Source organism: Vibrio sp. 2096 (assembly GCF_033339595.1).
Taxonomy (GTDB): domain Bacteria; phylum Pseudomonadota; class Gammaproteobacteria; order Enterobacterales; family Vibrionaceae; genus Vibrio; species Vibrio alginolyticus.
Window position 1 is genome coordinate 215,398 of the sequence record NZ_JAWOUX010000008.1, and the last position, 14,650, is coordinate 230,047.

12 protein-coding genes and 2 tRNA genes are annotated in these 14,650 nt (G+C 44.4%); 5 read left to right on the forward strand and 9 right to left on the reverse strand.

Annotated elements, in window-relative coordinates; all coding sequences use genetic code 11:
* Window positions 1–3: 3 nt before the first annotated feature.
* The gene (locus R7Q41_RS16480; RefSeq protein ID WP_318109013.1) at window positions 4–2,208 is read right to left on the reverse strand and encodes an ABC transporter permease subunit; all 2,205 of its coding nucleotides are present in this window, start codon (window positions 2,206–2,208) and stop codon (window positions 4–6) included.
* A gap of 207 nt (window positions 2,209–2,415) precedes the next feature.
* Between R7Q41_RS16480 and ppk1 the strand changes: the two genes are divergently transcribed.
* Both ppk1 and ppx read left to right on the forward strand, forming a co-directional pair.
* A complete protein-coding gene (gene ppk1, locus R7Q41_RS16485) occupies window positions 2,416–4,506 on the forward strand; it encodes a polyphosphate kinase 1 (protein ID WP_318144581.1) in 2,091 nt (696 codons plus the stop codon).
* Window positions 4,490–5,995: an exopolyphosphatase gene (ppx, locus tag R7Q41_RS16490; RefSeq protein WP_054579025.1), complete on the forward strand. Its 1,506-nt coding sequence runs from the start codon at window positions 4,490–4,492 to the stop codon at window positions 5,993–5,995. The genes ppk1 and ppx overlap by 17 nt, the downstream gene beginning before the upstream one ends.
* A gap of 34 nt (window positions 5,996–6,029) precedes the next feature.
* Here ppx and R7Q41_RS16495 read toward each other — a convergent pair whose 3' ends face one another.
* From R7Q41_RS16495 to phoB, 3 genes are read right to left on the reverse strand one after another with little or no spacing between them, the layout of a single operon-like run.
* Window positions 6,030–6,989: a phosphate ABC transporter substrate-binding protein PstS family protein gene (locus R7Q41_RS16495; protein ID WP_318109010.1), complete on the reverse strand. Its 960-nt coding sequence runs from the start codon at window positions 6,987–6,989 to the stop codon at window positions 6,030–6,032.
* Window positions 6,989–8,287 (reverse strand): phosphate regulon sensor histidine kinase PhoR, encoded by a 1,299-nt coding sequence (gene phoR, locus R7Q41_RS16500; protein WP_005383667.1) that lies wholly within the window; start codon window positions 8,285–8,287, stop codon window positions 6,989–6,991. Before phoR ends, R7Q41_RS16495 begins: the two co-directional genes overlap by 1 nt.
* A 40-nt stretch (window positions 8,288–8,327) precedes the next feature.
* Window positions 8,328–9,017: a phosphate regulon transcriptional regulator PhoB gene (phoB, locus tag R7Q41_RS16505; RefSeq protein ID WP_005381752.1), complete on the reverse strand. Its 690-nt coding sequence runs from the start codon at window positions 9,015–9,017 to the stop codon at window positions 8,328–8,330.
* A 224-nt stretch (window positions 9,018–9,241) separates the two neighbouring features.
* On the opposite strand from phoB, the gene rdgC reads away from it, so the two are divergent.
* The 3 genes from rdgC to R7Q41_RS16520 all read left to right on the forward strand — a co-directional run bounded on the left by rdgC (window position 9,242) and on the right by R7Q41_RS16520 (window position 11,979).
* On the forward strand, window positions 9,242–10,156 hold the full coding sequence (gene rdgC, locus R7Q41_RS16510; RefSeq protein WP_005381753.1) for a recombination-associated protein RdgC: 915 nt from the start codon (window positions 9,242–9,244) through the stop codon (window positions 10,154–10,156).
* 165 nt (window positions 10,157–10,321) lie between these two features.
* Window positions 10,322–11,722 carry a tRNA 5-hydroxyuridine modification protein YegQ gene (gene yegQ / locus R7Q41_RS16515; RefSeq protein WP_318144582.1) on the forward strand — a complete coding sequence of 467 codons (1,401 nt, stop codon included), beginning with the start codon at window positions 10,322–10,324 and terminating at the stop codon, window positions 11,720–11,722.
* 2 nt (window positions 11,723–11,724) lie between these two features.
* The gene (locus R7Q41_RS16520) at window positions 11,725–11,979 is read left to right on the forward strand and encodes a YfhL family 4Fe-4S dicluster ferredoxin (RefSeq protein ID WP_005381763.1); all 255 of its coding nucleotides are present in this window, start codon (window positions 11,725–11,727) and stop codon (window positions 11,977–11,979) included.
* 42 nt (window positions 11,980–12,021) lie between these two features.
* Here R7Q41_RS16520 and R7Q41_RS16525 read toward each other — a convergent pair whose 3' ends face one another.
* The 5 genes from R7Q41_RS16525 to R7Q41_RS16545 form a co-directional block, all read right to left on the reverse strand.
* Entirely contained in the window at window positions 12,022–12,330 is a 309-nt protein-coding gene (locus tag R7Q41_RS16525) for a hypothetical protein (RefSeq protein WP_005381765.1), read from the reverse strand.
* Window positions 12,331–12,653: 323 nt separating this feature from the next.
* Window positions 12,654–13,490 (reverse strand): penicillin-insensitive murein endopeptidase, encoded by an 837-nt coding sequence (mepA, locus tag R7Q41_RS16530; protein WP_318144583.1) that lies wholly within the window; start codon window positions 13,488–13,490, stop codon window positions 12,654–12,656.
* Between the two features lie 12 nt (window positions 13,491–13,502).
* Window positions 13,503–13,835, reverse strand: a complete 333-nt coding sequence (locus tag R7Q41_RS16535; protein ID WP_104975873.1) for a DUF1904 domain-containing protein — start codon at window positions 13,833–13,835, stop codon at window positions 13,503–13,505.
* A 476-nt stretch (window positions 13,836–14,311) separates the two neighbouring features.
* A tRNA-Trp gene (locus tag R7Q41_RS16540) sits at window positions 14,312–14,388 on the reverse strand.
* A 35-nt stretch (window positions 14,389–14,423) separates the two neighbouring features.
* Window positions 14,424–14,500: transfer RNA gene (locus R7Q41_RS16545), tRNA-Asp, on the reverse strand.
* Between the last annotated feature and the right edge of the window lie 150 nt (window positions 14,501–14,650).

The window sequence follows — 14,650 nt, forward strand, 5'->3', positions numbered from 1 at the left end:
TTATTACAACGCACGGTACTTATCTCTCAGTCTCTGACGAACCCACTCCGCAAGCGCGTTTACTGCAAACGTAAACACAAATAAAATCAATGCAGCTAGGAACAGCAGGCGATAATGCGAACTTCCAACTTCCGACTCTGGCAACTCAACGGCGATGGTCGCCGACAGGCTGCGCAATCCTTCCAAAATATTCCAATCCATTAATGGCGTATTGCCCGTTGCCATTAATACAATCATGGTTTCGCCAACAGCGCGTCCCAGGCCCATCATAATGGCAGAAAAAATACCTGGGCTTGCAGTAAGCAAGACAACATAGATTAAAGTTTGCCAAGGCGTGGCCCCTAATGCCAAAGAGCCATCCGATAAATGCTTCGGTACAGAGAAAATGGCATCTTCGGCAATGGTAAAAATCGTCGGGATAACAGCAAACCCCATCGCTAACCCCACCACCAATGCATTGCGTTGATCGTAACCAATACCATGCTCGGTTAAGAATAAGCGCATATCGCCACCAAAGAACGTCTGCTCAATCGTAGGCGAAATCCACACTCCAAGCCCAATCAGTACCAATATGACAGGCATGAGCACTAAAGCATGCCAACCATTAGGCAGACGATTCCGCAAAGGTTGCGGTATTAATGCCCATAGCCCGCCCATAATCATGGTGCTCAAGGGCAAAACAAACAGCATAACGACGATCGTAATCAAATGATCTTCGACAATAGGCGCGAACCACAATCCCGCGAGGAAACCTATGATCACCGTCGGCAGTGCTTCCATTAGCTCAATCGACGGTTTTACTACACGACGCATGCGTGGCGACATAAAGTAAGCCGTATAAATAGCACCTAGCACTGCGAGCGGTACTGAAAACAGCATCGCAAACATCGCCGCTTTTATCGTTCCAAACGCAATAGGTACTAGGCTGAACTTAGCCTCAAAGTTATCGCTCGCCGAAGTCGATTGCCACACAAATTCAGGCTCAGGATACCCTTCGTACCACACTTCTTGCCATAATGAAGACAATGAAACTTCCGGATAGGCATTGTCCACTTCCGCAACATTTAACGCATTATTTTGCCAAGTGATTAAGTAGCGTTCATTGTTAGACATTGCTGCGATTGCGGGCGCTTGATTGTACGCACGCTTAAACAACACCAGTTTTTCACTGGTTGTATAATGGCTTTGCAACGTGCCGTTGGTGTAAAAGCTATAAAATCCTTTTCGATGAGAATCCGGCAACAAATACTTAAGCTCTGATGCCAATTTAAAATCACGAATATGCGTTAACGTGCGTTTTTCTTCTTGCAGCGTATCAAACCATTGCGACACCCGACCATCGTTGTGCGTCACCAAAAGCGAGTAAGCACCAGCCAATAAGTCTATCGTACGAACGGAATGCTTCTTATCACCTTGAGTGAGATCGACCACCTCTCGCACAGCAAATTTACGTGCGGTTTTCTTTAACACGATCAACTCAGAGCCATCGCGCAAATAAAGCGTTTCACCGTCAGGTGTCAACAACATTTGCTGAGGCGTATTAAAGCCTGAAGAGAACGTAAAATCGATCGTTGTAGGAGACGTACCCAAAGACGAAGCCACTTGCCAGCGAGCTTTCACTTCACCACTTTGCGTCTGCCAAACAACCGTTGGTAAGGGCGTCGAAGCTGCAAATACAAACTGAGTCACAGGATCTTGAGGCGTACTTAGTGTCAGATCCATGCTGGTGTCTAGCTCAATCACTTCCGGAGGACGTGTATTTTCTCTCAATGTAGCATTAAATTCTGGCTTGAAAAGGTTCGCTTTACCCTGCCCATCAACAAATCCATACCAACCTAGCCCAGGAGCAGATTGAGAGAAAGCGACGGGTTTCTGGACGATTTGCTGTTTATACACCGCAGGTTTCGTAGGCTCGTCCATCGACAAATATTGAATCTCACCACTTTGGGTTAGGACGAACGCAAGCTGAGCGTAATCATCCACTGAAATCGCAAGTGGTGTTTCAATATGAGTGGCTCGAATAGCTTGGTTGGTTTTGATCTCCGCATCAGAAAAAAGCGGAATGATCACCATGGCGAGGTAGACAAAGATCAAAATAAGCGCCGCGAGTACGCCGACACCACCGGATGTCACTGCAAGTCGAACTAAACGATCTTTTATCAGTCGTTTCTTATCTTTTTCCTGCAATGAAAACTCGGCTTGTGCCATTTAAATCTCTACCTTTTTTGACTTAGTACTAGAATATGTCGTTAAGATGACAATTATATTACAGATCACATTAAACACCTGAAAAGAATACAACTCTTATGCAATGCGTGGTATGAAATAAATCTGTAATGAAAATCTCATAATGTTCTCACTCATCCATTTTTCCAAGATGAGTACGTAATACTTCACTTTTGGCTAGGTAAGGTTATGAGCGCAGAAAAACTATATATAGAAAAAGAACTGAGTTGGTTGTCTTTCAACGAACGAGTATTACAAGAAGCTGCCGATAAAACCGTCCCTTTGATCGAACGTATTCGCTTTCTTGGGATCTTTTCCAACAATTTAGATGAATTTTACAAAGTACGCTTTGCGGACGTGAAGCGCAGAATCCTAATCAGCCAAGAGCGCGGTGGCAGTGATAGCCCTAAACGACTGTTAACCAAAATGCAGTCGAAAGCACTAAAGCTTAACGAACAATTTGATGAGCTTTACAGCGAGTTGATTCGAGAAATGGCGCGACGTCGCATTTTCTTGGTCAACGAGCAACAACTGGATGAATCGCAACAAAAGTGGATCGCGAAATACTTCCGTAGAGAGGTAATGCCGCATATCACTCCCCTCCTAATGAAAGACGAGATCGATGTTCTGCAATTTCTCAAAGACGAGTACGCTTACATCGCCGTAGAACTGCGTAAAGAAGAACATTACCAGTACGCTCTGATCGAAATTCCGACCGATCACCTTCCCCGCTTTGTGATGGTACCAGAACAGAAAGGAAAGCGTCGAAAAACCATCATCTTACTTGATAATATTATCCGCCACTGTTTGGACGAGCTGTTCAAAGGCTTTTTTGATTATGATGAGCTTAGCGGCTATGCGATGAAAATGACGCGTGACGCTGAATACGATTTACGCAATGAAATCGAGTACAGCTTGCTTGAACAAATGTCAGAGGGTGTCAATCAGCGACTGACAGCAAAGCCCGTTCGCTTCGTCTACGAACGCGATATGCCGCCTCAAATGTTAGAGTTTCTGTGTAACAAACTTAATATCTCTAACTACGATAACCTTATCCCCGGCGGACGCTATCACAACTTTAAAGACTTCATCGGCTTTCCAAATGTTGGACGAGAATATCTTGAAAATAAACCTCTCCCGCCAATGAAATGTGCCGATTTCGAAGGTTATGCCAACAACTTTGACGCGATTAAAGCGAAAGATATTCTGCTCTATTATCCCTACCACACTTTTGACCACATTAGTGAGTTAGTGCGCCAAGCCTCCTTCGATCCCAAAGTACTTAGTATCAAGATTAACATTTATCGCGTCGCGAAAGATTCTCGCTTGATGAACTCTTTAATTGATGCGGTGCACAACGGCAAAAATGTCACTGTGGTCGTCGAACTGCAAGCTCGCTTTGATGAAGAAGCCAATATCGAATGGTCAAAAGTATTAACCGAAGCGGGTGTGCACGTCATCTTTGGTGCGCCTGGTCTTAAGATTCACTCAAAGCTACTGATGATTAGCCGCCGCGAAGGTGAAGAAATTATTCGCTACGCACACATCGGCACAGGCAACTTCCATGAGAAGACGGCACGAATTTATACCGACTTCTCCCTGCTTACGGCAGATCAAGAAATCACTAATGAAGTCCGTAATGTCTTCGGTTACATTGAGAATCCATACCGACCAGTGAAGTTCAATCACCTTATGGTATCTCCTCGTAATTCTCGAACCCAAATCTACCGCTTAATTGATAATGAAATTGCGAATGCCAAGCTAGGGAAAAAAGCCGCTCTTACGATCAAGGTCAATAACCTAGTCGATAAAGGCATCGTCAATAAGCTTTATGGAGCAAGTACTTCCGGTGTAAAAATAAACATGATCATTCGAGGTATGTGCTCATTAGTACCGGGCATTGAGGGGATCAGCGACAATATTCGCATCATCAGTATTGTTGACCGCTTTCTTGAGCACCCTCGCGTGGTGATCACCCACAATGATGGCGATCCGCAAGTTTATATCTCCTCCGCAGACTGGATGACAAGAAATATTGATCACCGTATCGAGGTAGCAGTACCAGTCCGTGATCCACGTTTGAAACAGAGAATTATTGATATAACGAATATCCATTTTACCGATACAGTAAAGGCTCGTTTGATAGATAAAGAAATGAGTAACGCTTACGTACCACGAGGTAATCGCAAAAAAGTTCGCTCTCAAATCGCTATCTATGACTATCTTAAAAATATAGAAAAGCAAACTAGAAAACAAAATTCAGATGCCTCAAATTCTTGAACAAGATACTCGCTACATTGCCGCGATAGACCTCGGCTCAAACAGTTTCCATATGGTGGTGGCCAAAGTTGTCGGCAGTGACCTACAACTGGTTAGTCGTCATAAACAACGTGTTCGCTTAGCATCAGGACTCGACAGTGAATTGAACTTAAGTCACGCCGCAATGGAGCGTGCGCTAGAATGCTTAGCCATGTTCGCTGAGAGGCTGCAAGGGCTTGATGAGTCAAATGTACGTATCGCCGCCACACACACACTAAGACGCGCTAAAAATGCCCACCTTTTCATTGAGCGTGCGAAAGAAGTGATGCCTTTCCCGATAGAAATTATCCCTGGAGAAGAAGAAGCCCGCCTGATTTACTTAGGCGTCGCGCACACTCAAGTAGAATCCAACTCCAAACTAGTCATCGATATCGGAGGCGGCAGTACCGAGATGATTATTGGACAAGAATTTGAGCCTGAGCTTCTCAACAGTAAACAGATGGGATGCGTCAGTTTTACAGAGCAATACTTTAAAAACGGCAAACTGTCAGGAAAAAACTTCAGCAAGGCGATGTTAGCGGCCGAACAAAAACTCGAGTGCATCGCTTCAACATATCGTAAAAAGGGCTGGGATATTGCTCTCGGCTCATCAGGAACCATCAAAGCGATTCAAGAAGTGCTAGTAGGATTAGGTTTTGAAGATGGCCTGATCACAGCGAGTCGACTGGATACACTTATCGAAACTCTGTGTAAATTTGATTCCATTGAAGATATTGAACTGGCGGGTCTAACAGAAGAACGTAAACCCGTATTCGCAGCAGGCGTAGCGATTTTGTCCGCGATTTTCAAAGCGCTTCGCATTGAGCAAATGTTTTTCTCCGATGGTGCTCTACGCGAAGGCCTGTTGTACGAAATGGAAGAGCGTTTTGCGCGCTCCGATATTCGTATGCGCACCACAGAAAATTTAGCCAACAAGCACCGGGTCGACTTAGAGCATGCCGCTCGTGTGAAGGGGCATGCACGTGAGATGTTATGTCAGGTACGCTCTGAACTAGGCATTAAGAAAAAGAGTGAGTTATTTGACTTACTAGAGTGGGCAGCGTTGCTTCATGAAGTCGGATTAAGTATCAACTTGCGTAGTTTCCATCGCCACTCTTTTTATATTCTGTTGCACTCCACCCTACAAGGCTTCAACCGTGAGCAGCAATTAGTGCTCGCAACATTAGCTCGCTTCCAGCGTAAAGCGCTCAAATTGCAAGAACTACCAGATTTCAACCTCTATAAACAGAGTGACGTTATAAGCCTCATCAAAATATTACGACTTTCTATCGTATTAAATGGGCAGCGTAATGAAGATCCATTGCCTGATATCACCTTATCTATCAAAAATGACGAATGGATTCTCACATGCACAGATGAAGCATGGCTAGAAAACAATAAATTACTTCACGCGGATTTACAGGAAGAACAAGAACGTTGGGACAGCGCGAAGTGGACACTCACTTTCTGATCTCGTACAGTCCATACCTAAATAAAAAGTCGGCTTACAGGCCGACTTTTTTTAACTCTTCTTCTGCAAAGTCTGCCGTAATGGGCACATAACCATCTTTCTCAACCAACGCTTGTCCCTGAGCAGAAAAGATAAAGCGAATAAACTCAGCTTCAATTGGTGTTAATGGGTAATCAGGGTGCTTATTCACGTAAACATATAAGTAACGTGATAGTGGGTACTTACCACTAACAATATGTTCTCGCGTTGGAGTCACGTAGTAATTTCCCATTTTAGCCACAGGGACTAAGCGCACGCCTGCCACTCGATAACCGACACCGGAATAACCAATTCCACTGATGGTTGACGCTACAGCTTGCACAACTGACGCGGAGCCTGGCTGCTCGTTAACTCGAGTCTTGAAATCGCCGCCACACAAGGCATTGCTTTTGAAGTAACCATAAGTTCCAGAAACGGAGTTACGACCAAACAACTGTACGTTTCGCTTTGCCCACTGTGATTCAAGACCGAGTTGCTGCCAGTTTGTGACAAATTGACTTTCACCACAGCGCAGAGTTGCAGAAAACAAAGCATCTAACTGACTAAAGTTGAGCCCTTGAATTGGATTGTCTTGATGGACAAAAATACCGATAGCATCGATGGCTACCCTAAGCGCCGTTGGCTTGTAACCATGTTCACGTTCAAACGCTTCAACCTCTCTTAAACGCATAGGACGGCTCATGGGACCAAACTGAGCTGTTTGTTCGGTCAATGCTGGGGGAGCAGTGGAAGAGCCAGACGCTTGGACTTGCGCATTAATATTCGGGTAAATGGATTTAAACTCTTCCACCCAAAGTGTTGTCATGCCTGCAAGTGTATCGGATCCAACAGAGAGCAAATTCCCGACAATCCCAGTCGTTTTATGATAATTCGGCAATGGTTTATCTTGAGCGATAGCCATACCGGAACAAGCAAGAGCCAGGAGACTGAACACTTTTGCGACTCTTAATGCCATTATTTCACCACCAAACGTTCAGGCAATACAAAAGAAAACTTACTGCCCACGCCCACTTCACTGTGAATTTCCAAATGAGAATCATGGTGGCTCAGCGCATGTTTCACAATAGCCAACCCTAACCCACTCCCTCCGGTATCGCGTGATCTTGCTTTATCGACGCGATAAAAACGCTCAGTAAGTCGATGGAGGTGCTGAGGCTCTATACCATCACCACTATCCTCCACCTCTAAGCATGCGCCTTGAGAGGTCTGGAACCAACGAACATTAATGTTCGCGCCAGGCGGTGTGTATTTGACAGCATTATAAACGAGGTTAGAGATAGCACTACGTAACTGGTCATCATCGCCCAGTACGCGTAGGCTAGCATCAACATCAAATTTCAATTTATGTTGATTGTCCCCACTAAGGCTAACTGCCTCTTTTTCTAACACTTCAAGCATCGCAGGCACATTCACGACTTCCTCAAGTTCATGCATAGGTGCCGCTTCAATTTTAGATAGTGTCAGTAGTTGGTTCACCAAACTGTTCATGCGGTTGAGCTGCTCCGTCATGACACCATGAGCTTTGCTCCACATTGGACCCACGACCATATCAGGGTCTTCTGTCATCTCAAGATAACCTTGTAGCACCGTCATTGGTGTACGCAGTTCATGAGATACGTTGGCAAAGAAGTTGCGACGCATTCCCTCAAGTTGTTTTAACTGGCTAACATCACGCACCACCATCAAATGTTCACCTTCGGTATACGGTACGATACGTAGTTCTAGCATGCGTTCGACATTGAGTGGTGAACGCATTTCTAATGGCTCTGAGAAGTCTTTCTTGTTGAGGTACTTGATAAAATCAGGTGTACGAATGAGATTGGAGATAGGTTGACCTGAATCTTCTGGCCAATGGAAGCCCAGTAAGTGCTGAGCCAGCTTGTTGCACCAAACAATATTGCCTTCAGCACGGAATACCACTACCGCATCGGGTAGCGACTCTGCACCATTTCGGAATCGACGAATAAGATTAGTAAGCTCTTTTCGTTTGCGGCGTTGGCGCTGTTGTAAGCGATACAACCCATTGAACAAAGATTCCCAGTTACCGCTACCAGACGGTGGCGTGAGGCGTTTTTCATCCCATAACCAAGAAGATAAACGTACTTGGTTATGCAAATGCCACACAAGCTGCAATGCCGTAGCTGCCAAAAGCAACCACGGCATATAACCGAATATCCAACCTACTATCACCCATGGGGTGTAAAAAAAAGCCAGCTCCCAGGCCAGCTTTTTCCACGTTAATCTTTCAACCACTCATAACTCCAGAAATGGTACCGATAAGCTGCGTGTTAATTTATGCCTTCGTGGAGAAGCGATATCCAGCACCACGAACAGTTTGGATCAGCTTATCATGCCCTGCAGCTTCCAATGCTTTACGCAGGCGGCGAATGTGAACATCGACCGTACGGTCTTCGACATACACGTTAGTGCCCCAAACATTGTTTAATAGCTGCTCACGGCTGTATACGCGTTCTTGATGCGTCATGAAAAAATGAAGCATCTTAAATTCTGTTGGGCCCATGTCTAATGGCGCATCATTAGCCGTAACACGGTGCGATACAGGGTCAAGCTTCAATCCCTGTACATCAATTACATCTTCTAGTGCAGTCGGGGTAACGCGACGAATCACCGCTTTTAAGCGTGCAACCAACTCTTTAGGAGAGAATGGCTTAGTAATATAGTCATCCGCACCGACTTCTAAACCGCGCACTTTATCTTCTTCTTCACCACGAGCGGTAAGCATCACAACTGGAATGTTGCGCGTTAATTCCTCTCGCTTCATATGTTTGATGAAGTTAATGCCACTACCGCCTGGTAACATCCAATCCAGTAAAACTAAATCAGGGAAGGGTTCAGCCAGTTTGGTTACTGCAGTATCATAATCTTCCGCTTCTACCGCTTGGTAACCTTTCTGCTCAAGTACGAAGCACAGCATTTCGCGAATAGGAGCTTCGTCTTCAACAACCAGAATCCTTCTAGACATAATTGAGTAACCTTATGTTCGTTGAGCTAATGAATTTAAGAGACAAAGCGCCTCTCTATGCATAAGCATTATCACTACCAATTATGACACTTTTGTGACCTTTGAAAACAAATTTTCATATAACTTTCTTTTGAGGTTCATTCGGATATTTTTCATTTCTATTAAGACATCAGCACAAAAATTCCCTATGATTAGTCCCTTGTCATCAAGCCTAGAGAAGATTTATGTGGTTTAAAAACTGTCTGGTATACCGCGTTAACCGCGAGGTTACTTTTAACGCCGAACAACTAGAAACTCAGCTGTCTGAATTCCGATTCACCCCGTGTGGCAGTCAAGACAAACAGAAATTTGGCTGGGTCAGTGCAATGGGTAGACATGGCGATATGATGACTCACGTGTCAGAAAACCGCATTCTGATTTGCGCCAAGAAAGAAGAGAAAATGCTACCTGCCTCTGTGATCAAAGAATCATTGAATGCAAAAGTAGAAGCAATGGAAGCGCAAGAAGGTCGTCCTCTGAAGAAGAAAGAGAAAGACAACCTGAAAGATGACATCGTAATGGATTTACTGCCGCGCGCATTCAGCCGCAGCAGCCACACTCACGTGCTCATCATGCCAAAAGAAGGTTTTATCCTTGTTGATGCAAGCAGCTATAAAAAAGCAGAAGATGTATTAGCATTGCTTCGTAAAACCATGGGTAGTCTACCTGTTGTTCCTGCTATTCCAGAAGTGGCGATTGAAACTACGCTAACCGAGTGGGTGAAAAGCGGTGACACACCTCAAGGTATCAGCATGATGGACGAAGCTGAGCTAAAATCCGTACTTGAAGAAGGTGGTGTGATTCGCTGTAAGAAGCAAGAGCTAACCACTGATGAAATCCGCAACCACATCGCTGCGGATAAAGTCGTGACGAAACTTGCGCTTAATTGGCAAGATCGTATTGAGTTCATTATGACGGAAGATGCAGGCATCAAACGTCTAAAATTCTCTGATGAATTGAAAGATCAAAACGATGATATTCCACGTGAAGATCAAGCAGCTCGATTTGATGCAGACTTCTCTCTAATGTGTGGAGAGTTCAGTGCTTTCCTTCCCAACCTATACGATGCGCTAGGCGGCTTACCGAATCCTAACGCTTAATTTTGTATAAAGGTTAACCATAACGCCCTCACTTTTTTTGAGGGCGTTTTTCTATCTGAAGCACAATTACCCTAGTCACAGTTCACATTTTGACGTAAAATTTGCGCCCCATTTCCATTAGGTGGAATTGGCCTGACTTGTGATCAGATAAAAGAGAATTGAGCAATGACAACTGAGAAAGCATTCGTGCCTGAGCTACTATCTCCAGCGGGCAGCCTGAAAAACATGCGTTACGCATTCGCCTACGGGGCAGATGCAGTTTACGCTGGCCAACCTCGCTACAGCCTTCGCGTACGTAACAACGAGTTTAACCACGAGAACCTAAAAATCGGTATCGATGAAGCCCACGCCCTAGGCAAAAAGCTTTATGTGGTATGTAACATTCAACCACACAACTCGAAGCTAAAAACGTTCATCCGTGATCTTAAGCCAATCGTAGAGATGGGTCCTGACGCATTGATCATGTCAGATCCAGGCCTAATTATGATGGTTCGTGAAGCTTTCCCAGAAATGCCAATTCACCTTTCTGTACAAGCGAACGCTGTAAACTGGGCGACCGTTAAGTTCTGGGCAGCGAATGGCGTGGAACGTGTGATCGTTTCTCGCGAGCTATCTCTAGAAGAAATCGAAGAAATTCGTGAGCATTGCCCTGAAACTGAACTTGAAGTATTCGTTCACGGTGCATTATGCATGGCTTATTCTGGTCGTTGCCTACTTTCTGGCTATATCAACAAACGTGACCCTAACCAAGGCACTTGCACTAACGCATGCCGCTGGGAATACAAAGTTGAAGAGGGTAAAGAAAACGACGCTGGTGACATCGTAGAGAAATTCGACCCGACGGAAGCACAGCCTGTCGAAGTACAAGACGAGCGTCCTGAAACCACAATTGGTAGCGGCAAACCAACAGATGAAGTCGTTCTACTTTCTGAAGCACACCGTCCAGAAGAAAAAATGGCAGCTTACGAAGACGAGCATGGTACTTACATCATGAACTCTAAAGACCTACGAGCGGTTCAGCACGTTGAACGCTTAACTAAGATGGGTGTTCACTCATTGAAAATTGAAGGTCGTACTAAATCGTTCTACTACTGCGCACGTACCGCTCAAGTTTATCGTAAAGCAATTGATGATGCTGTAGCAGGTCGACCATTCGATGAAAGCCTAATGGGTACACTAGAAAGCCTAGCTCACCGTGGCTACACTGAAGGCTTCCTACGCCGTCATACACACGATACTTACCAAAACTACGATTACGGTTACTCAGTCTCTGATGCTCAACAGTTTGTTGGTGAATTCACTGGCAAACGTCGTGGTGACATGGCTGAAGTAGAAGTAAAAAATAAGTTTCTTGTCGGTGATAGCCTTGAACTAATGACGCCAAAAGGCAATATTGTTTTCACGCTAGAGGCAATGGAAAACCGCAAGTCAGAGTCTATTGAAGACGCGAAAGGAAACGGTCACTTTGTATTCATTCCAGTACCAGCAGAGCTAGATTTAGAATATGGCCTATTAATGCGTAATCTAAACTCAGGGCAGGACACCCGTAACCCGACTGGTAAGTAACCATGGCCTTGCTCATTACTGATAAATGCATTAACTGCGACATGTGTGATCCCGAATGCCCCAATGGGGCAATCAGTATGGGAGAGAGCATTTTCGAAATTGATCCAGCGCTATGTACAGAGTGTAAGGGGCATTACGAAAAGCCGACCTGTCAGTCAGTGTGTCCAATTACAAAATGCATAATCACTGATCCGAACCATGTCGAAACTGAAGAGCAGTTGCTTGAAAAATTCGTGATTATTCAAGGGTTAGCATAAGAGCAATTAGGTTCAACTTTGGCATCAAAGTTGAACCTTTTCTCAACCTGATTTTTCAATAGGGATAATATTGCAGAACAGCTCTTTTTCAAAATGATACTCTAGTCTCTCACGCCAATTTTCCGCTTGAGAAACAGGTATTAAATAAAAGTTTTCTCGGCTCGTATCAGTAACGAAAGCCATCCCATATTGCATCAGCTCATAATGCACATCATTAACAAAACCCGGATCAAGGCGTTGACGCCCAGTCAGGTGATTCACATCCTCTCGAGTCAAAGAGACTCCTTTAGTATCACTGCTAAATCTGTGTCTTAACCACTCTGCAAATTCTTTTGCACAAATCATAGTCATGGTTTTGTCCTTGATTTACTCTTCTAACAGGAAAAGGGCATATCCCTGCCTAACACACTTGTCTGCGTTGTTATCGCTTTTTAGCCAACTGACAGACATATTGCTAAGAAACCAGAGTATCGTGACGAAAGATCTTTTTCTAAACAAAGAAGTTACAACTTACCCATACTACAACTCTTTGTTTAATTTAGATTTCTATAATATGTCCCCAAAACTAATTGGGTTAGTTTTTGTATTGGTATTATTCAATGTAGACAAAAGTATGATGTTTCTCCAGTTTCATAAAAGAGATCACCAAGTACAGATAAACCTGGAGAGTAACACTAATTAGGATTGATAAGCGGCAAGCATTGAGGTGGAACGACTTTTTTTCGTTTGGGCTTAGAGGTTGTTTTTACCCGTGGAGGGGTATCAATAGGTTTCGCTTTCGGGGCCCAACTTGCGAGCTCAACACCGCAGCCATCGCCTACTGGAGGTGGTGCTTGATCAACACAATAGTCGCTCGAATCAGGACAAGACAACCTGACGTGAAAGTGGTAATGATGCCCCCACCATGGACGTACTTTACGTAACCAAGAACGATTTTTGCCGTTTTCTTGCAAGCAAAGTTGCTCCTTAATAACAGGATGTACAAAAATTCGTGCAACATCCTTACTTTTTGAAGCGTACCGAATTAGCTTAAAGTGCCGTTCTTCCCAGCGATGATTAAGTATGGAATAACCTTTTAAATCCACCACACTCATGGGCTTAGGAAGTTGTAATTCGTTATAAGAAAGCGGTTGGTCAGCAAGCCTTAACCAGATATCGATATCTAACCCGGTTTGATGACTAGAATGACCAGAGGAGAACCTTCCACCTCTAGGTAAAGACAAATCACCAATCAACAGAGTGGTGTTGAGATTTTGATGAGCTTTAAGCGCCAGATTTTCAATAAACTCTATCGTTTTAGGGTGCCCATAGTAGCGCTTCGTTTTACTACGTAAGACTTGATAACCAACGCCATCGAGAGGCAAGGGTAATGCACCATCTAAACAACCGTTAGCATAACTACCAATAGAGGAGGAAGAGTTTCGGGTAGGATTAACCGCAGACTCCCAAGGAGTAGAACATACTGAAGCTGAGAAACATAAACCCAAAGTTACAATGAAACTCAGCCTCATAGCCTTTAACCTTTAGTAGTGTTCGCCATTATCGTAATAAGCTTTAGGAGATAAGGCGGAAAAGATAACTGCAACATCAATATCGGCACCAGCGATAGCGCGCACTTGTTGCGTAATAAGCTTGGCAACTTCATCTTGCACTACCTGGCCACGGTCGAACCAAAGCACTTCGACAAAAGGATATGCAGCACTCACCTCACCCTCATTGAAAAACGTAGTGTAGATATACTCAAAAGTAAAATCCTCACGCGGACAGTCCATTAGAGGCTGAAGTTCATCCGTAAGGGGTTTTGATAATGCCTGAACAGCTTGTGGCTCTACAGCACGGAATCGAAAATGTGGCATAAACTTACTTCCTAATTATTAGCATCAATGCATGATGATAACAGGAACCAAGTCAGTAATCATCCAAGCCAATGTAACCACTGACCTTTCAATAGATTGTGAATCAGATGTGCTCGATAACGAAGAAAAAGCGTTATGAAAATTCGAAGGTAAAACAGAAAGAGCAAAGCGATACATCAACATTTAATAATTACATTACTAGAAAATAAAACTATCTGAAGCAAAGGTATGCAATATTCGTTGGATAAACATACACCTGACGTCGAAACTATACGTTAGGAATAAAAGAGCCCCTGACCTAAGCCAGAGCTTATGAACATGGGGGATAGGTGAAGTGGACCAATATCCCGGAGATATGAGCTTTCAATCCCCCCGATACTTTGGTACCAGAGGAATCGACAACTCTTCCAACTAGTCAGCTTCTCTTTTCTTCAGATGCAAAAAAGCCCCAGCATTACTGCTGAGGCTTTAGAGTATGGCAGGGGTGGAGAGATTCGAACTCCCAACACGCGGATTTGGAATCCGCTGCTCTGCCAATTGGAGCTACACCCCTGTAATTCGTGTTTATTGAGACGACGCTCAAATAAGTGGCGGAGTGGACGGGACTCGAACCCGCGACCCCCGGCGTGACAGGCCGGTATTCTAACCAACTGAACTACCACTCCGCAGTGGTATCACTCGCTTTAATAAGCAAGCGTCCGCTTTTGTCTTCACTTTTCGAAAAAGTGAAAATAAAACTAAAGCCTGGCGATGTCCTACTCTCACATGGGGAAGCCCCACACTACCATCGGCGCTATTTCGTTTCACTTCTGAGT